Source organism: Janthinobacterium sp. Bl 1 (assembly GCF_058215535.1).
Genome location: NZ_CM177086.1, coordinates 3441797 through 3460678, shown reverse-complemented (window position 1 = coordinate 3460678; position 18882 = coordinate 3441797). Strand labels below are relative to the sequence as shown.

Sequence of the window (18882 nt, the reverse complement as noted above, 5' to 3'; positions counted from 1 at the left end):
GGACTGCGGTGGTTCCGGCCTGTCTTGATGAAAGCTGATCCAGATGAAACACGCACTCTCCCTGCCCGCCGTCGTGCTGGCCACGTTCTTGGCCGCCTGCCAGTCGTCGCCACCGCCCACGGCGGCCGAAATCGAAGCCGTCGCCATGCATGCGCGCCAGGCGGGCGACCACCAGGCCGAACGCCGTGTACGCAGCTGGGCCAGCAAGGACATGCCCGTCGCCGAGCGCGAACTGGCGCTGATTTACCAGGCCCGGCCCGAGCGCCGCGCCGATGCCTTGAGCCTGTTCGAACAGGCGGCCCGCGCGGGCGACACGGAAGCGGCCTTCGAGCTGGGCCAGATGCTGCGCGCGGCTACCCCCGGCCAGGCGTGGCTGTGGTACCGGCAAGCGGCCCAGCAAGGCCATGCGAAGGCGGCCCTGATGCTGGGCTTGCTGGCGGCGAATGGCGAAGGCGTGCCCAAAGATCCTCGTGAAGCCGCCCACTGGCTGGCCAGGTCAAGCGAGCTGGGCAATCCGCACGCCATGTTTTTGCTGTACAACGCCTACCGCGAAGGCCGCGGCGTACCGCGCGACCTGGCCAAGGGCCATGCGCTGCTGGAAGAAGCGGCCCACCACGAATATCCGCCCGCCATCCAGGAACTGGCCATGACGGTGCAGGCGGACGACGCGCTGCGCGCCGGCCACCTGATGAAGGAAGCGACGGAGCACCGGCATAACAACTGGAACAAGTTTTAAAAACTGGGCAAAAGGCCAGTGGCGTGATCGTAACCTGCCTTTATATACTTGCAACTTGCAAGCGTGCGGGAGCGGCGGCTATTCAGCGCTTATGATGCAAGGACCCCGCCTGAGCTTGCTCGGGCGGCGCGGCAAGCCATCCCGCATAAAAAAGTTTACACTGGTTTGCATTTTAGAAATTTTACTCTGGACCAGCCCCGGTGAGTGTTCATTCAACCCAGCCAGTGTTTGAGTAGCGCCGGTGCGTCCATTGCTCTGCCTAGCCATGAAAGAAAGAGTCCAATGAAAAAGCTGACCACCGCCTTTGGCGCGCCTGTCGTCGACAACCAGAACATCCAGACGGCCGGTCCGCGCGGCCCCGCCCTGCTGCAAGATGTGTGGTTCCTGGAAAAGCTGGCCCACTTCGACCGCGAAGTCATCCCCGAGCGCCGCATGCATGCCAAGGGTTCCGGCGCGTACGGCACGTTTACCGTCACGCACGACATCACGCGCTACACGCGGGCAAAAATCTTTGGCGAAGTGGGCAAGAAAACGCCGATGTTCGCGCGCTTTTCCACGGTGGCCGGCGAACGGGGCGCGGCGGACGCGGAACGCGATATCCGCGGATTCGCCCTGAAGTTCTACACGGAAGAAGGCAACTGGGACCTGGTCGGCAACAACACGCCCGTCTTCTTCATGCGCGACCCCTTGAAATTTCCCGATCTGAATCACGCCATCAAGCGTGACCCACGCACTGGCTTGCGCAGCGCCAACAGCAACTGGGACTTCTGGACTTCGCTGCCCGAAGCTCTGCATCAGGTCACGGTCGTGATGAGCGACCGTGGCTTGCCGCGCAGCTTCCGCCACATGCACGGCTTCGGCAGCCATACTTTCAGCTTCCTGAATGCGCAAAACGAGCGTTTCTGGGTCAAGTTCACCTTGAAAACCCAACAAGGGATTCAAAACCTGACGGATGCGGAAGCGGAAGAACTGGTCGGCAAGGACCGCGAAAGCTCGCACCGCGACCTGTACGAAAGCATCGAAAACAAGGATTTCCCCCGCTGGACCCTGTACGTGCAGATCATGCCGGAAAAAGAGGCAGGCACGTATCACCTCAATCCGTTCGACCTGTCGAAAGTATGGCCGCATGGCGACTATCCGCTGATCGAAGTGGGCGTGCTGGAACTGAACCGCAATGCCGACAACCACTTTGCGGAAGTGGAACAGGCGGCCTTCAACCCGGCCAACGTGGTGCCTGGCATCAGCTTTTCGCCGGACAAGATGCTGCAAGGCCGCTTGTTCTCGTATGGCGACGCGCAACGCTACCGCCTTGGCGTCAATCACAGCCATATCCCTGTCAACGCGCCTAAATGCCCGTTCCACAGCTACCATCGCGACGGCCAGATGCGCGTCGACGGCAACATGGGCGGCACCCTGGGCTATGAACCGAACAGCGAGCAGGAATGGGCCGAGCAGCCCGACTTCCGCGAGCCGCCATTGAGCATCGAAGGCGCGGCCGACCATTGGAACCACCGCGTTGACGAGGATTACTATTCGCAGCCGCGCGCCCTGTTCCGCCTGATGACCGCGGCGCAGCAGCAAGCCTTGTTCGACAACACGGCGCGCGCCATCTCGGGCGCGTCGGAGCAAGTCAAACAACGCCACATCGGCAACTGCACCCTGTGCGACCCCGCCTATGGCGCGGGCGTGGCCGAAGCGATCGGCCGCCTGAGCAAGTAAGGCAAGCTGAAAGACTGCATGGAAGACCTGGCAACAGGCCTTCCGCCGCAGCGATCCGCCACGGCAAGGTGCCGAGGCCCACTTGCTGTCTACCAGCGCTGGATATCGATCTGGCCCGTGATGCTCGTTTCCACCGGATAACCCTCGACCTGCGACGGCACGCGCCGCTTGACGGACGAGTCGCGCAGATACACGACGAGCGCATCCTTGCCCACGGCTGTCTGCCCCACGCTGACGCCTTCCACGCCGTCGATGGCCATCAGCGCCCGCTCGTTGCGCCGCTTTGCCGCTTCCAGCCGGCCCTGGGGCGCGGCAGGAGCATATTGCCCCATGCCCTGTCCAGGCGTCTCATCCGGCAAATACGGCATGGCGGCGTCCTCGAAGACGCCATACGGCGATTGTGCGAATTTACTGTTTGACATGGCACACCCTCCTGATGCCTTCCATGATACACCCGGCCATCGGGCGCCGCAGCGCCGTTCGCCGGGCACATGGCGGCTGCCGCTCATACCATCATCATCGTGCAAAAAACAGCCTTATACAAGGACGAGGCGGCGCAACACCAGCGCCGCGCCGTCCCCTCGAGCGTTCAAGTGTACAAATTGATGTCGAGCGCCACCACCACCCGCCGCATCTGGTTGGCAAAGGTGATGTTATTGCCGCCAGCAAACAGCAGGCCGACGGGATTGCGCTGCTGGTTCCAGGTCCAGATGGACGAGCCGGAATCGCCGCCCGCGCTGAACGCCCCGCTCACGCCCGTGATGGCGATCTGGTCCTGGAACAGCGCGATCCTGCCTCCGCCGTAATTGACGTTGATGGTGGCGCCCAGGCCCGTGATGCGGCCTTGCGTCAATTGCGTCGTGCGGCCCGACTTGCCGACCATCATGCCCAGCGCGGGCGCCACCAGCGCATTGCTGATGCGGAAGTACGCAGGCACGCCGCCGCTCAGATAGACCAGTTCGGGACGCACCCTGTCTGGCCAGGCCCAGCCGGTGGCGCAATCGACGAAATTGACGCCGCCGCTGAAATTGATGGGCACGAAACGTTCGAGCACGGCCACCTGGTCTTGCGGGCAGCGGCCGCCGTCGATGGGGCCAGGCTGCACGATGCAGTCGTTGAACACGCCGCCGTTGGAATTGGCCAGCACGTGATTATTGCTAAGAATCATCAAGCGGCTGTTGCGCGGCGCGCTGCGCCCGACGGCCAGGCAGCCGATGGTGCCGGCCGTGATGCGGAAATGCCCGACCGACACGCCGCCCGGCGCCGGGCGCAAGCGGAAACGGTGCGGCTGAGCGTCGATCACGCCCGTGACGACGATATTGACGGGCACCCTGTCGCTGGACACGGCGCGCACGCCCATGGCGCCCACGATGGCGGCCTTGGCGCGGTCGACGGAAGTGGGTTCGGCCACGTACAGGGTCAGGGCCGGCAAGCCCGGCTCGCCGGACGAGCTGTCGCTGGCGCCCTCGCCCAGGCCGATGGACACGCCCTGGATATTGCCGCCGTCGCTGAAGGCATCGGCCGCGCGCACGCCGGCCGCCTGGGAGATGGACTGGCGCATGCCGTCTTCGATGCTGCGCTTGATTTCCAGCAATTCCATGCTGACGCCGCTCAAGGCGTCGGGCATGTCCGAGACGGACGCGCTCTCGATCGTATTGTCGTCTTCGCCGGGGACGGCAAATTGGCCGACGGCCTCTTCATCGTCCGCGCTTTGTCCCCTGCCGCTGCCGCCAGGCGGGGCGCTGAAACCATTCTCGTTGCCGATCATCATGCTCTCCTCGTGGGTCGTTCCGAAACACCAGTGTGGGCTGGCTGCGCAGGCCGGTATTGATCTGGATTGAATCGCGCTGACACGCGGCTGCCTTGGCCCAACGGGGGCAGCAAGGATAAAAATAGTTCCCTCGTCAAGGTTGAGCGAGATCAGGCGTGCGGGCAGAGGCGGCGCCGTATACTTGGCTGGCAGGCTGGAATTGGGCCTGCTCCACGGCAGCAACGGTATGGATGGGGGAACAATGACGAGCCCTGGTATGACACGCCAATCCGACGACGCGCCTGCGGACCAACATGCCGGTTTTATGCACGGCATGGCGGCCTGGGCGGAAAAACACCGCATCAGTCCCTGGCGCGGCAGTTTTGCCGACTTCATCGAGCAGATCCTGCCCGGCCGCGCGGCCCTGTTGACACGCAGCGCGCACCAGTACCTGTGGGACATGATGCGCTGGAACGGCCAGACGGACGATGCCGGACGTTTCCGCTGCCGCCTGTTCGACGACGAGCTGTTCGGCATCGACGAGGCGATCGACCGGGTCGCCGCCTATTTCAAGGCGGCCGCCGCCGGCTCGGAAGTGGGCCGGCGCATGCTGCTGTTGCTGGGCCCGCCGTCGGGCGGCAAGTCGACCATGGTGATCCTGCTCAAGCGGGGGCTGGAAGAATACAGCCACAGCAGCGAAGGCGCGCTGTACGGCATCGCCGGCTGCCCCGTGCACGAATCGCCGCTGCATCTGGTGCCGCACAGCATGCGCGCCGACTTTCGCGCCAGCTATGGTGCCGAGCTGCACGGCGAACTGTGTCCCCATTGCCGCGCACGCCTGGAAGAACAGTACGCGGGCGATTTCCTGCGCATGCCCGTCGAGCGCATCCACCTGTCCGAGGCGGGCCGCTGCGGCATCGGCACGTATGCGCCGCACGATCCCACCACGGCCGACTTGGCCGACCTCGTCGGTTCCGTCGACCTGTCGAAAGTGGCGCAGTACGGCGACGAAGGCGATCCGCGCGCCTGGTCGTGGTCCGGCGCCGTGTATGCGGCCAGCCGCGGCATGCTGGAAATGATCGAGATCCTCAAGGTCAAGCGGGAATTCCTCTATTTACTACTAACCCTGACGCAGGAAAAGAATGTCAAGGTGTCGCGCTTTCCCCTGATTTACCTCGACGAGACCATCCTCGCGCACACGAACCTGGCCGAATTTCGCAAATTCCTGCAAGAAAGCGAAAACGAGGCCTTGCTCGACCGCATGGTCATCGTGCAAGTGCCGTACACGCTCAATTACCGCGAAGAAGCGCGCATTTACCGCAAGCTGATCCAGGCGGCCGCGCCCGCCTTCCGCGATGTGCACCTCGATCCGCACGTGCTGCATGCGGCGGCCGTGTTTGCCATCCTCAGCCGCTTGCCCGAGGGCGAAGACAAGGAGGCCGAGCTGGTCAAGAAACTGCGCGTGTATGCCGACGAAGACGTCGACGACTTGCAGCATGCCGATATCCGCCGCGTGCGCGAGCGCGACAAGGCGCCCGACGAAGGCCTGTCGGGCGTGTCGCCCCGTTTCGTCATCAATGCCCTGTCGCACGCCATCATTTCCGCCCAGCGCAACAGCCTGTCCACCATGGACGTGCTGCTGGCCCTGAAAGATGGCATCGAAAGCGATGCGCGCATCGAACCGCGGCGCAAGCGCAAGTGGGTCGATTACCTGGTGCTCACGCGCAAGGATTTTTATAACCGCTGGGTCAAGGCCGACGTGCACAAGGCCCTGTTCGTGTCGTTCGAGCAGGAAGCGCAAGACTTGCTGAACAAATATCTCGATGAAGTCGAAGCCATGCTCGACAATCGCCAGATCCGCGACCCCATCACCAGCGAAGAACGCCGTCCCGACGAGCGCTTCCTGCGCGCCGTGGAAGAGAAAATCCACATCAGCGACTCGGGCAAGCAATCGTTCCGCCAAGAAGTGGTACGCAAGGCCATGAGCGCCTTCAAGCGGGGCGAAGCGTTTGGCCTGGGCAGCCATGCGCAATTGCACGACGCCGTCCAGCAATATCTGTTCGAACAGCGGCGCGACGTGCTGCGCCTGGTGGGCTCGGCCAAGCGGCCCGATGACGACGTGCGGGCCAGGATCTCCGCCGTCGAACAGCGCCTGGTCGACGAATATGGTTATGACGCCCATAGCGCACGCGAAGCGCTCAATTACGTGACCACCTTGCTGGCGCAGGAATAACCATGGCCGCCACGACCTCGCCAGGCAGCGGCAAGCACAATAACCCAGTGGGATCGTCCGCGCCGGCCCTGGCCCAACCCTGGTACGGGCTGTTCTCGCGCGGCGCGCGCGACTGGCTGCGCCACAACCAGAAAGTGCGCGACGCCGTGCAGGCGTACTTGCCCGAGCTGATCGCCACGCCTGACCTGATCGGCGGCCCGCAGCAGCGCATGGTGCAAGTACCCATGCACCTGCTCGAACATGCGCGTTTCCGCCTGGCGCCAGCGCGCAACAGCGTGGGCGCGGGCCAGGGTGGCGGCCAGCCCGGCGATATCCTGCGCGCGGCCCGTCCCGCCACCACGGGCGAGGCCGGAACGCAAGGCGAAGGCGGCGATGGCGAGGGAGCCGTGCGCCTGCTGCTCGAGTTTGCCATTGACGACATACTCGACTGGCTATGGGACGCTTTCGAGCTGCCGCACCTGAAACCGCGCCACCTGGGCGCTATCGACGACGTACGGCTCGTGCGTAGCGGCCTGGACCGACATGGCGCCCGTTCGCGGCTGGACCGGCGGCGCACCGTCAAGGAAGCGATCAAGCGGCGCGCCCTGCAAGCGCAACCCGTGCCTTTCACCAATGACGACTTGCGCTACCGCCAGGTGCAGCCACTGCCCCGGCCCAGCACGAATGCCGTCGTGTTTTTCGTGCTCGACGTGTCGGCCAGCATGGCGCAGACCGAGCGCAAGCTGGCCAAATCCTTCTTTTTCTTTGCCTTGCAGGGCTTGCGCCGCAGGTATGCGCGCGTGGAAACGCGCTTCATCGCCCATACGACGCGGGCCTGGGAATTTTCCGAGGCCGAGTTCTTCCAAGTCAATGGCATGGGCGGTACCATGGCTTCCACCGCCTTTCGTCTGAGCCGCGAGCTGCTGCAGGAACACTATGCGCCGGGCCGCTACAACGCCTATCTGTTCTATGCATCCGATGGCGAGAATTTCAGCGAAGACCGGGGGGCGACCAGCCTGGCCCTGGGCGAACTGGCCGCCTTGCTCAACTATATGGGCTATGTGGAAACCGTGCCCGGCATGCCGCGCAGCCTGGAAACGGAAATGCACAGCTTGTTTGCCGAGCAGGAACGGCGCGGCTTGCCCTTGCACAGCAGCATCCTCAGCAGGAATGACGATATCTGGGCGGCCATCCGCACCTTTTTCCAGCACGAGGCGGCCGATACGGAGGACGCGGCATGACGCCTGATACAGCCAACCTGGACGGCTACGCGGCGCGCATCGAAGCGCTGGCGCGGGAAATGGGACTGGAGTTTGCGCCCGTCGAGTTCGAGCTGGTACCGGACAGCTTCATGGCCGAGATCGCCATCTATGGCTTGCCCGTGCGCATGCGCCACTGGTCGTTCGGCGTGCGCTACATCCACCAGCTCGTGCATCAAAAGATGGGCAACTCGCATATGTTCGAAGTCATGTTTCCCGGCGACCCTTGCCATGCATACATGGCCGAGCACAATTCCGTGGCGGAAAACACCCTCGTCACGGCCCACGTGCTGGGCCACGCCGACTTCGCCAGCCGCAATGCCCTGTTTCTGCGTTTCGGCGCCATGGCGGGCCAGCACATCCTGGAACAAAGCGCGGCGCGGGCGCAGCGTCTCGAAATGGCGCTGCAGCGGCATGGACAGGAGCAGGTGGAAGCCGTGCTCGACGCGGCACTGGCGCTGGAGCAACATGTGGACATCCACGCCGAACTGCACCGCCCGCCCTATGCCGCGCCATCCGGTCCCGCCGGTGTGGCCGGCACGCAAGACGGGGCTGGCGCAAACGATCCTTTTGCGGATCCTTTTACGCGGCGTTACCAGCGCTTGCCCGGTGAAGCGGCAGCGCTGGCGGCGCACGAGGCGGCGCGGGCACGGCTGGCACAGCGCCCCCTCGTGCCGCCGCAGCCTGAATACGATTTGCTGTGGTTCATTGCGCAATATGGGCCGGAACTGGCCGACTGGGAACGCGACATTTTCCTGGCCGTGCGCGAAGAGTCGTTTTACTTTTATCCCGTGTACGCCTGCCAGATCATGAACGAAGGCTGGGCCTCATACTGGCATGCGCGGCTGCTGCGCGAAGCCGACTTCCTGCCGCCGGCCCTGTACCTGTCCGCCATCAAGTCGCACTCGGATGTGGTCCGCCCTTACGCGGGCGAGCACCAGCAGGCGCTGGCCGTCAACCCCTATCACCTGGGTTTTTGCATGTGGGAACACATCATCGAGCACCAAGGACTGGCGCAGGCGCGCCAGATTTGCCGCGACGATGACGACTGCAGCTTCATTCGCAACTATCTGGATGGGGAACTGGCTGACCGCCTGGGCCTGTTCGTGCATGAAAGCCACCGCGACGGCGAAGCGCGCCTGGCCAGCCGCGACTTGCTGGCCATCCGCGAAGCCATCCTGGCGCCCAAATACAACTATGGCGCGCCATGCATCGCCGCCACCCTGCTCAACGACGACGGCAGCCTGGTACTGCGCCACGATCACCAGCGCGACGGGCGCGGCCTCGACTTGGAGCGGGCGGAACAGGTGCTGGCCTACATCGCCCGCGTCTGGCGCCGTCCCGTCACCCTGCATACGGCCGATTTCCGCGGCACGCCCCGGGTTCTGCGCAGCAAGATCGATGGCGTACCGGAACCGCCCGCGTCGCCTGCGTCAACCATGCCGGCAGCGCCGCCTGCGCAACACTGAACGCTGAACGCTGAACACTGAACGGCAGGCGATCGGGCGGTCGGGCGGATATCGGGGTGTACCTGGCCAGCATATGCCTCGCGCGTGGCAAGCTTGCCATTCAAGCCCGTTCAGCCTGCTCCACATACCAGGCGATGGTCTGCCGCAAGCCTTGCGCCAGGTTGTGCGTGGGGACATAACCGAGCAGGCGTCCCGCCTTGGCGATGTCCGCCTGCGAATGGCGCACGTCGCCGGCGCGAAATTCGCCATAGTGCGGCGCCAGCGGCACGTGCTGCGGGCGGGCGGCCAGCAGCATCTGCTGCATGGTGGCGTGCAGCTGCGTCAGGCTGGTGCGGGCGTTGACGGCCACGTTGTAGACCTGGTTGACGGCTGCCGGGTCGGCGCGCGTGGCGGCGAGGATATTGGCTTGCACGGCGTTGTGCACGAAGCAGAAGTCGCGGCTGGTGGCGCCGTCGCCATGGATGTGCACGGCCTGCTTGTCCAGCATGGCGGCGATCCAGCGGGGAATGACGGCCGCGTAGGCGCCCAGCGGGTCCTGGCGCGGACCGAAGACATTGAAATAGCGCAGCCCCACCGTCTGCATGGCGTAGCAGCGCGCGTACACTTGCGCATACAGTTCGTTGACATATTTGCTCAAGGCATATGGCGACAGCGGCGCGCCGATGTGCTGTTCCACTTTCGGCAAGGCCGGATGGTCGCCATACGTGGCGCTCGAGGCCGCATATACGAAGCGCCGCACGCCCGCGTTGCGGGCCGCAGCCAGCATGTTCAGGAAGCCGCTGACATTGACGGCGTGGCACAGCAGCGGGTCTTCCAGCGAACGCGAGACGGAACCGAGCGCCGCCTGGTGCAGCACAAAATCGACCGCGGCGACGGGGCCGCCCGCACCGGCACGGCCGCGCTCGCCCAAGCTGCCGTTGCTGCCGCTGTCGCTGTCGCTCGTCGCTGCACCATCGGCCGCATCGCCCTCGCCGGCGCTGGCGGCCTGCTGCGGTGCGGGCGCGCCACACGCACGCGCGCACGTTTGCGGATCGCGGATATCGCCTTCGATGAAGGTGAAGCGGCGCCACGCCTGCTCGCCCACGCTGGCGCGCACCTGTTCCAGGTTATGCCGGTGGCCTGTCATGAAATTGTCGAGGCCGCGCACTTCCTGTCCCAGCTTCAGCAGGGTTTCCAGCAGGTGCGAACCGATGAAGCCGGCCACGCCCGTCACCAGCCAGCGCCGAGGTTCCTTGGCCAGCTGTGCGCAGGCTTGCGCATAGGCGCCGGCAGCCGGATCGCCAGCGGTGGCGTTTCGCGCCGCGTTTGCGGCCCGATCAAAGGTGTCGGCCGCCATCACAGCCGCCACACGTGCAGGCCGCCGTCTTCCAGCGGGCGGGGGTCGAAATGCGATTTGATATCGATGAAACAGCCGTTTTCCAGCACCTTGGCCTGGAAGTCGGCCAGCGGACGGGCCAGCAAGGCCTGGTGCGAGACGGCGCTGATGATGGCCTCGGCCTGCGGCAGCTGTTCCCAGCTTTCCAGCAATAAACCGTATTCTTCCAGCGCTTCGCGGCCATCGGCGACGGGGTCGTGCACGTGCACCTGCACGCCGTACGATTGCAGTTCGTGGATCATGTCGACCACTTTCGAGTTGCGCAGGTCCGGGCAATTTTCCTTGAAGGTCAGGCCCAGCACGTTCACGTGCGAGCCTTTCAATTTGAAGCCGGCACGCACCATTTCCTTGATGGTTTTTTCCGCCACGAACTTGGCCATGCCGTCGTTGATGCGGCGCCCGGCCAGGATCACGTGCGGGTGGTAGCCGAGCATTTCCGCCTTGTGCGTCAAATAGTATGGGTCGACGCCGATGCAGTGGCCGCCCACCAGGCCGGGCCGGAACGGCAGGAAATTCCATTTCGTGCCCGCCGCCTGCAGCACTTCCAGGGTGTCGATGCCGATGCGGTCGAAGATGATTGCCAGCTCGTTCATCAGCGCGATGTTCAGGTCGCGCTGCGTGTTTTCGATCACCTTGGCCGCCTCGGCCACCTTGATGCTCGACGCCCGGTGCACGCCCGCCTCGACCACGCCTTCATACAGGGCGGCCACCTTGTCCAACGTGGCGTCGTCGTCGCCCGAGACCACCTTGCGGATGCTGTGCAGGGTGTGGTCCTTGTCGCCGGGATTGATGCGTTCGGGCGAAAAACCCACATGAAAGTCTTCCTTCCAGCGCAGGCCCGAATGCTGTTCGAGGATGGGGATGCAGATTTCCTCGGTCGCGCCCGGGTACACGGTGGACTCGTAGATGACGATGGCGCCGCGCCGCATGTGCCGTCCGACGGCCGCGCTGGCGCCGGCCAGGGCCGAGAAATCGGGATTGTGCGCGCTGTCGACGGGCGTGGGCACGGCCACGACGATGAAATCGGCCAGTTCCAGCTCGGCCGGATCGCAGCCGACGCTCAGCCATTGCGCCGCGCGCAGCTGTTCCGTGCTCACTTCACCGGTCGGATCGACATGGCTGCGGTAGCTTTCCACCTTGCGTGCCGACAAGTCAAAGCCGATCGTGCGCTGGCGCATGCCAAACGCCACGGCCAGCTGCAAGCCCACATAGCCGAGCCCCACCACGGCCACCACGCCGCCCTTGCCAATCGCCTTGCTATTCACATTGCTCTCCACCTTGCTATCCATATGCATGTGCTCCGAATGGTTGCGGCACGAGCATCGCCGTCCGGGAAATTCTACGGTTGCCAATCGGGTCATTCTTGAGCGGGAACAAGAAACACGGGCCGGCGGCCGGCATGCACGCGGACAATCAGCCGCTTGTTGAGCGCAATCAAGGAGTCCGGCGGCCATCTTTTTAAGCTAGGCCATGCCCATCGCCCATCGCGAATCGGCTAATCGTCCACGCACGCCGCTACCGGAGACTTACATGGCCCGTTCCCTGCCCCGCCCTTTCCCTGGCCTGCCGGCCGCCGCACTGTGCTGTACCCTGCTGCTGCCCCTGCTGACGGCTTGCCACGGCACGCAGAGCAGTGCATCCCTGCTGGCCGACGCGCAGCAGTACCGGCAGAAAGGCGAGGCACGGGCCGCCATCATCCAGTTGAAGAACCTGCTGCAAAAGGAACCGGACAACGCGGCCGCGCGCTTGCTGCTGGGCAGCATCTATATCGACACGGGCGAAGCGCTGTCTGCCGAGAAGGAATTGCGCAAGGCAAAGTCGCTGGGCCTGGCGCCGCAGCAAGTGATGCCCCTGCTGGGCAAGGCCTGGCTGATGCTGGGCCAGTTCGACAAGGTGCTGGCCGAGATCGCCGACGATGCGGCGCAGCCCGCCAGCGTGCTGGCCCTGCGCGGCGATGCCTTGCTGGCCCTGGGCCGCCAGGACGAGGCGCACGCCCTGTACTCGCGCCTGCTCGAAGCCCATCCCGACCAGGTCGAAGCCTTGCTGGGCCTGGCGCGTCTGTCGGCGCTCGACCACCAGGTGCCGGCGGCCGAGCTGCTGCTGGCGCAAGCCTTGAAAACCGCACCCGCCAACCTCGACGCCTTGCGCCTGCAGGGCGACCTGCTGCGCCTGCAAGGCAAGAACGGCCCGGCGCGGCTCGCCTACATGCAGATACTCAAGATAAAACCGGACAATACCCAGGCGCACATCGACCTGGCCAACCTCGATATCGTGGAAAACCGCTACGCGGAAGCGTCGGCCCAGCTGGCCACGGCGCGCAAGATGGCGCCCAACAGCCTGGGCCTGCTGCAAGCCCAGGCCCTGCTCGATTTTCGCCAGGGCAAGAACAAGACGGCCTTGCAAGCCTTGCAGCTGGTGCTCAAGGCGGCGCCCGACCACATGCCGTCCATCCTGCTGGCCGGCGCCGTGCAGCTGGCGCTCGGCTCGCCGCCGCAGGCGGAAAACTATCTGCGGCGCTTCCTGGCCGTGTATCCCAGGCATTTGTATGCCGTCAAGATGATGGCGTCGATCGAATTGATGCGTGGCAAGACCGACGCCGCCATCGACTTGCTGCAACCGATGCTGGCCGCCTTCCCGGAAGACGTGGAATTGCTGTCGCTGGCCGGCGAAGCCCACTTGCGCGCACGCCAGTACGACAAGGCAACCGCGTATTTCGAACAGGCGAGTACTTTGGCGCCGGACACGGCCAGGCTGCATGCGGCCCTGGGCATCAGCCGCCTGGGCATGGGCGAAAACAGCCGCGCCATCAATGAACTGGAACGCGCCAGCATGCTCGACAAGAGCACGCCGCAAGCGGGCACCATGCTGGTGATGACCTTGCTGCGCAACAAGCAGAACGACAAGGCCCTGGCCAGCGTCAAGATGATGGAAGAGCAGCAGAAGGGCACGAATCCCTTGCTGCTGAACCTGAAAGGCGGCGTCTACCTGGCCTTGCGCGACTTGCCTGCCGCGCGCGCCAGTTTCGAGCAAGCGCTGAGCATGGACCCCGTCTACCTGCCCGCCTTGAACAACCTGGCGCAGATCGACCTGGCCGAGAAAAAGCCGGAGCAGGCAAAACAGCGCTTCGAGAAGGCGCTGGCGAAGGCGCCGAAAAATGCCGACCTGTGCGCCGCGCTGGCCAAGCTGGCCGCGTCGCAGGGCAAGACGGAAGAGGCGCGGCGCTGGCTCGAACGGGGCCACCGCGACAATCCCGATGCCGTCGCGCCAGCCCTGCTGCTCAGTAACTTTTACCTGAAGACGGGCGCGCCCGACAAGGCGCTGGAACTGGCGCGCACCTTGCAAACAGGCCACCCGGGCGACGCCGATGCGCTGGCCCTGCGCGCCCAGGTGGAATACAGCGCCGGCCTGGCGCCGGCAGCGCTCGACAGCTACAACAAGCTGGCCAGCATACAGACCACGTCCGCGCCCTTGCAGATGCGCATCGCCAGCCTGCATCTGGCGCTGGGCGACCACCAGAATGCGCTGCAAGCCGTCAAGCGGGCGCAAGTGATTGACCCGACCCTGCTCGAAGCGCGCGTCGTCGAAGTGGCACTGCTGCTGAACCTGAACCGCCAGCGCGAGGCGCTGGCCGTGGCGCGGCAAGTGCAGGAACAGCAGCCGAAGCTGGCGGCCGGCTACAAGCTCGAGGGCGACGTGCTGATGGAGCAAAAGCTGCCGCAGCAAGCCGTCAAGCTGTACCAGCACGCCTTCGGCATCAGCCCCATCGGCCCGTTGCAGGTGCAACTGTACCGCGCCTTGCAGGCTTCCGGGCAAGAGCGCGAAGCCGATGCGCGCATGGCCACCTGGCTGAAGGAGCATCCGGAAGACTTGCCGACGCGCACCTACCTGGCGGGCACCCGGCTGGCGGCCAAGCAATACCGCGCCGCCATCGAGCACTTCCAGTATGTCGTTGCCAAGGACACGGATAACGTGGTGGCGCTGAACGACCTGGCGTGGGCGTATCAGCAGGAAAAAGATCCGCGCGCGCAGGCCACGGCCGAGCAGGCACTGAAGCTGGCCCCCGGCAATCCCGCCGTGCTCGACACCCTGGGCTGGATCGTGTTGCAGCAAGGCGACGTCAAGCGCGCCACGGCCCTGCTGCGCAAGGCGGCGGACCTGGCGCCGAAGTCGCCCGAAGTGCAGTACCACCTGGGCGCGGCCTTGGCGAAATCGGGCGACAAGGGCGGCGCGCGCAAGCAGCTGGAACAACTGCTGGCCGCCAACAAGGACTTTCCGCAGCGGGCCGAGGCGCAGGCCTTGCTGACCCAGCTGTAGGCCATGGCTGTGCACGCTGCCATGCCTGGCCTGGCAGCGCGGCCGCTGGCCCTGCTGGCGGGCGCGGCCTGCATGCTGGCCTTGCGCCACTATCCGCTGGGCCACGGCTGGCCCGGCCTGCTGTTTGCCGCCCTGCTGCCCGCGTATTTCCTGCTGCTGTGCTGGCGTCCCGCCTGCTGGCTGTTCAGCGTGCCCGCCCTGCTGCCCGTGCTGGACCTGGCACCGTGGACGGGCTGGTTCTTCCTCGAAGAAATCGACGTGCTGCTGTTGCTGACCGTGGCCTGCGGCTATTGGCGCCTGGGCGGACCGGCCCAAGCGGCAGCGGCGCGGCTCTCGCCCGCCGCCCGCGCCTGTTTGCTGCTGTGCAGCCTGGCCTGGCTGGCGGCGCTGCTGCGCGGCGTCCTGCCGCTGGCGCCGCTCGACCTGAATGCCTGGGATAACTACCTGAGCCCCTACAACAGCTTGCGGCTGGGCAAGGCCTGGGCCTGGAGCATGCTGCTGTTGCCGCTGCTGCTGCGCGACGCGGACCCTGCCGCCTTGCGCCGCTACGCGCTGCCGGGCATGCTCGCCGGGCTGGCCATGGTGTCGCTGTTCGCCCTGTGGGAACGGGCCGTGTTTCCCGGTCTGTCGAACTTGTCCAGCGACTACCGCATCACGGCGCCGTTTTCCGCCATGCACACGGGTGGCGCCGCACTGGACGGCTACCTGGCCCTGAGCCTGCCGTTTGCCGCACTGTGGCTGGCGCGCGCCAGCAGCCGCTGGCAGGCGGTGCTGGCCATGCTGCTGCTGGCCCTGGCCCTGCACGCGGCGTTCACGACCTTTTCGCGGGGCTTGTACGCGGCCCTGGCCGCGGCCATGCTGCTGGGATTCTGGCAAACCCTGCGGACGGCGCCCGGCGCGGCGCGGCGCGCGCCTTCCCATTCGCCATTGCGCGGAGTGCTGCTGAGGCTGCTGCTGGCGGGCCTGGGCACCGTCCTGCTCGTGTACATGTTCAGCCTGGCCGGCTACCGGGGCTTGCTGGCCGCCGTCGTCCTGTTCGCGGCCAGCTTCGTGCTGGCGGCGCGGCCCTTGCCGTGGCGCCTGGCGCCTGCCAGCGTGCTGTGCGCGCTGTGCCTGCAAGGCTTGCTGGCCGCCTGGTGGCCGGAACCGTCCGGCCAGCAAACGGCCGGCTGGCTGAAAGGCCCGTATTTCCTGTTCCTGCTGGCGGCCGTGCTGCTGGCGATCGCGCTGCGGCCCCCTAGTGCCAGCGGCGCGGCTGGCAAGGGACCCGCCAGGCTGGGGCTGGCGATGATGGCGTGGACCATGCTGGCATGCAATCTTGCCTGGATAGGCTGGCACTGGGCGGGACCGCCAGCCCTGCTGCCGGCCGGCCTGGTCGTGCTGCTGGCCATGCTGATGCTGTGCAATGGACGCCTGCGCCCGCCGTTGTGGCGGCTGGACCGCGCCAGCCTCAGCATCGTGGGCGCGGCCGGCATCCTGCTGCTGCTGGCCATACCCGTGTCGGCCAGCTACTACGCCACCGAACGTTTCGCCACCACGGCCTTCGACATGCAAGGCCGCTTGCGCCATTGGCGGCAGGCGCTGGCCATGCAGCCGTCCGACTGGGGCGACCGCCTGTTCGGCATGGGTAGCGGCAGCTTTCCCGCCACGTATTACTGGCACAATCCGCAGCGCGAGGTGCCGGCCAGCATCGCGTATGCGGAAGACGGGGAAAACCGGTATGTGCGCCTGGCCAGTCCCGGCTACAGCGCCGGCTATGGCGAATTGCTGCGGCTGCTGCAGCGGCTGCCCGTGCAGCCCGCCACGCACTACACTTTGGCGCTCGACGTGCGGCGCACGGGACCCATGCCCGTGCTGCTGGTGCGCCTGTGCCAGCGGCAATTGCTGTACGCCCAGGGCTGCGTGAACGTTCCGCTGCGCCTGCGGCCTGTGCCGCCTGGCACGCAGCCCGGCGGTTGGCAACACTATGAAGTGCCGTTCGACAGCGCCTGGCTGGGCGCCGGTGCCTGGCTGCTGCGTCCGCCCGTGCAGCTGGAACTGGCGGCCAGCGGCACGGCCACCTCGTCGGTGCTCGAAGTCGACAATCTGAGCTTGCGCGCGCCGGGCGGCGAGGAACTGATCGCCAACGGGAGCTTTACGCAAGCCAACAATTACTGGTTTTTCAGCAGCGACCACCACCACTTGCCATGGCATATCAAGAGCATGGCCTTGCATTTACTGATAGAAACGGGCTGGTGCGGCGCCCTGTCCATGCTGGCCCTGCTGGTTCTGGCCGGCCGGCGCCTGCTGCGCCAGGCCGCGCGCGGCGATGCAGGCGCGCTGACGTGCGCCGCCGCCCTGCTGGGTTTTCTCGTCGTCGGCCTGTTCGACAGCCTGCTCGACGTGCCGCGCATCGCCATGCTGTGCTACCTGATGCTGCTGTGCGCGCTGCTGCAGCCTGTGCCACCTCCTCACGTTGAAAGTGCGCCGCCATGAAAGCCCTGCCGTTTACATGCTTGTCCGCCCTCGTGTTTTGCCTGGCCTTGGCCAGCGCGCCGTGCCGCGCCGATGCGCCGCTGGCGCAAACCATCGCGCGCATCAAACCATCGATCGTCGGCGTGGGCAACCTGCAAAAAACGCGCACGCCGCCGATGAATTTCATCGGCACGGGTTTCGTGACCGGTGACGGCCTGAGCGTGCTCACTTGCGCCCATGTGATCCAGAAACTGCTCGACGCCAATCCGAACGAGGTCATCGGCATACTCACGGGCCAGGGCGACGTAACGCAATTTCGCCCCGCCAAGGTCCAGGCGCTGGACACGGAACACGACCTGGCCTTGCTGCGCCTGGTGGGTGCGCCCCTGCCCGCCCTGGCGCTGGGTGACGCGGCCACGGTGCGCGAAGGCCAGGCCATGGCCTTTACGGGATTTCCGCTGGGTACCTTGCTCGGGCTGCGCCACGTGACGCACCGCGCCACCGTGTCATCGCTGACACCCGTGGTCATGCCCAGCGAAAACGCCCAGCGCCTCGACGTCCGGCGCCTGGCGCAGCTGCAAAAGGCGCCGTACACCGTGTTCCAGCTGGACGCGACCGCGTATCCGGGCAGCAGCGGCAGTCCCTTGTTCGATCCCGAGACCGGTCTCGTCTACGGCATCGTCAACATGGTGTACGTCAAGGGCCTCAAAGAGGCAGCCATCAGCGCGCCCAGCGGCATCACTTACGCGATTCCAGGCAGCCACATGCAGGCGATCTTGCTGAAGAATAAATGACTGCTCAGTTGCGCCCCTGCCTCAGCCGGCCGGTAATGCCGGGCTCATCCCATGTCGGAAAAAAAAAGGGGTAAAACGACCGTTCACCCCCATGCTGTTCCATCAGGCCACCGAATTTACGGATCTGAGCCCCCATGTAATCGAGGTCCAGCCGTAGCAGCACGGCCGGCGCCCCCACGCGCGTGCACTCGCGCTCGCCGCCGAAGTCCTGGAAACCCAGCATGCGCTTGTAAAACACCACATGGCGCGGGTTGACTTCAATCACGTAATCCGTAAAGCCGTGAATATTGTGGGCATAGATATAAGAAATATGAATCAGCGCCGCAAACACGCGCTTGCTCACGCCCTTGTCGATGGCCAGGCGCGACGGTTCGCACAGGCGCCGGCCCTGCGCGCGCAGGACGTCGAGCTTGTCGCGGAAGTTTTCATCGGCGGGCAAGCCCGTCTCGTCGTTATCGAGGCACAAGGTCATGGTGCCGACGGTGGTGCCGGCCGTTTCCGCAAACAGCGTGATTTTATTCAGCGCATGCGCCGTGCAGGGATCGACGGCATAGCCGCGCCAGCCGTACATCTTGCGGATCAGCAAACTGGCCGCTTCGCGCCGGCCACGCGAATTGGCCATGCGGATATGAAAGCGCTGCAGGTCGAGCTCATGCTCCATGGCCGGGTCGATCTGCCCCTCGCCCACTACCAGGTCACTGAAGTTGCCTGGCGTGTCGAAGGAAATTATGGGTTCATCTTCAAAGCTCATCTTGTCCTCACGTTCATCGGCAGCCGTCGAGACGGACTGAAGCCAATGC

Annotated in this window: 13 protein-coding genes; 8 read left to right on the top strand and 5 right to left on the bottom strand. The window is 65.3% G+C overall.

Annotated elements, in window-relative coordinates; translation table 11 throughout:
• Positions 1–43: 43 nt before the first annotated feature.
• On the top strand, positions 44–736 hold the full coding sequence (locus tag AC4BCN_RS15345; protein WP_490491124.1) for a tetratricopeptide repeat protein: 693 nt from the start codon (positions 44–46) through the stop codon (positions 734–736).
• A gap of 282 nt (positions 737–1018) precedes the next feature.
• Positions 1019–2455 carry a catalase gene (locus AC4BCN_RS15340; RefSeq protein WP_128141539.1) on the top strand — a complete coding sequence of 479 codons (1437 nt, stop codon included), beginning with the start codon at positions 1019–1021 and terminating at the stop codon, positions 2453–2455.
• Positions 2456–2544: 89 nt separating this feature from the next.
• On the opposite strand, the gene AC4BCN_RS15335 is transcribed toward AC4BCN_RS15340, so the two are convergent.
• The gene (locus AC4BCN_RS15335) at positions 2545–2877 is read right to left on the bottom strand and encodes a hypothetical protein (RefSeq protein WP_139088933.1); all 333 of its coding nucleotides are present in this window, start codon (positions 2875–2877) and stop codon (positions 2545–2547) included.
• A 167-nt stretch (positions 2878–3044) separates the two neighbouring features.
• Complete coding sequence (locus AC4BCN_RS15330; RefSeq protein WP_252867223.1) at positions 3045–4226, bottom strand: chymotrypsin family serine protease; 1182 nt, start codon at positions 4224–4226, stop codon at positions 3045–3047.
• Between the two features lie 256 nt (positions 4227–4482).
• On the opposite strand from AC4BCN_RS15330, the gene AC4BCN_RS15325 reads away from it, so the two are divergent.
• Genes AC4BCN_RS15325 through AC4BCN_RS15315 form a run of 3 tightly spaced genes read left to right on the top strand, consistent with a single transcriptional unit; the run spans position 4483 to position 9145 of the window.
• Complete coding sequence (locus tag AC4BCN_RS15325) at positions 4483–6438, top strand: serine protein kinase (RefSeq protein ID WP_490491123.1); 1956 nt, start codon at positions 4483–4485, stop codon at positions 6436–6438.
• Between the two features lie 2 nt (positions 6439–6440).
• Positions 6441–7658, top strand: coding sequence for a DUF444 family protein (locus AC4BCN_RS15320; protein ID WP_490491122.1), 1218 nt, complete (start codon positions 6441–6443; stop codon positions 7656–7658).
• Entirely contained in the window at positions 7655–9145 is a 1491-nt protein-coding gene (locus tag AC4BCN_RS15315; protein WP_490491121.1) for a SpoVR family protein, read from the top strand. Before AC4BCN_RS15320 ends, AC4BCN_RS15315 begins: the two co-directional genes overlap by 4 nt.
• 100 nt (positions 9146–9245) lie before the next feature.
• Here AC4BCN_RS15315 and AC4BCN_RS15310 read toward each other — a convergent pair whose 3' ends face one another.
• Both AC4BCN_RS15310 and AC4BCN_RS15305 read right to left on the bottom strand, forming a co-directional pair.
• Positions 9246–10481 (bottom strand): SDR family oxidoreductase, encoded by a 1236-nt coding sequence (locus AC4BCN_RS15310; RefSeq protein WP_490491120.1) that lies wholly within the window; start codon positions 10479–10481, stop codon positions 9246–9248.
• Complete coding sequence (locus tag AC4BCN_RS15305; RefSeq protein ID WP_490493605.1) at positions 10481–11809, bottom strand: nucleotide sugar dehydrogenase; 1329 nt, start codon at positions 11807–11809, stop codon at positions 10481–10483. Before AC4BCN_RS15305 ends, AC4BCN_RS15310 begins: the two co-directional genes overlap by 1 nt.
• Positions 11810–12050: 241 nt before the next feature.
• Here AC4BCN_RS15305 and prsT point away from each other — a divergent pair, with 241 nt between their 5' ends.
• The 3 genes from prsT to AC4BCN_RS15290 are packed head-to-tail and all read left to right on the top strand — an operon-like array spanning position 12051 to position 18082.
• Positions 12051–14834 (top strand): XrtA/PEP-CTERM system TPR-repeat protein PrsT, encoded by a 2784-nt coding sequence (gene prsT / locus AC4BCN_RS15300; protein ID WP_490491119.1) that lies wholly within the window; start codon positions 12051–12053, stop codon positions 14832–14834.
• Positions 14835–14837: 3 nt separating this feature from the next.
• A complete protein-coding gene (locus AC4BCN_RS15295; protein ID WP_490491118.1) occupies positions 14838–17309 on the top strand; it encodes a hypothetical protein in 2472 nt (823 codons plus the stop codon).
• Complete coding sequence (locus AC4BCN_RS15290) at positions 17306–18082, top strand: S1 family peptidase (protein WP_490491117.1); 777 nt, start codon at positions 17306–17308, stop codon at positions 18080–18082. The genes AC4BCN_RS15295 and AC4BCN_RS15290 overlap by 4 nt, the downstream gene beginning before the upstream one ends.
• 4 nt (positions 18083–18086) lie before the next feature.
• Here AC4BCN_RS15290 and AC4BCN_RS15285 read toward each other — a convergent pair whose 3' ends face one another.
• Positions 18087–18833, bottom strand: a complete 747-nt coding sequence (locus AC4BCN_RS15285; RefSeq protein ID WP_219329118.1) for an N-acyl amino acid synthase FeeM domain-containing protein — start codon at positions 18831–18833, stop codon at positions 18087–18089.
• Between the last annotated feature and the right edge of the window lie 49 nt (positions 18834–18882).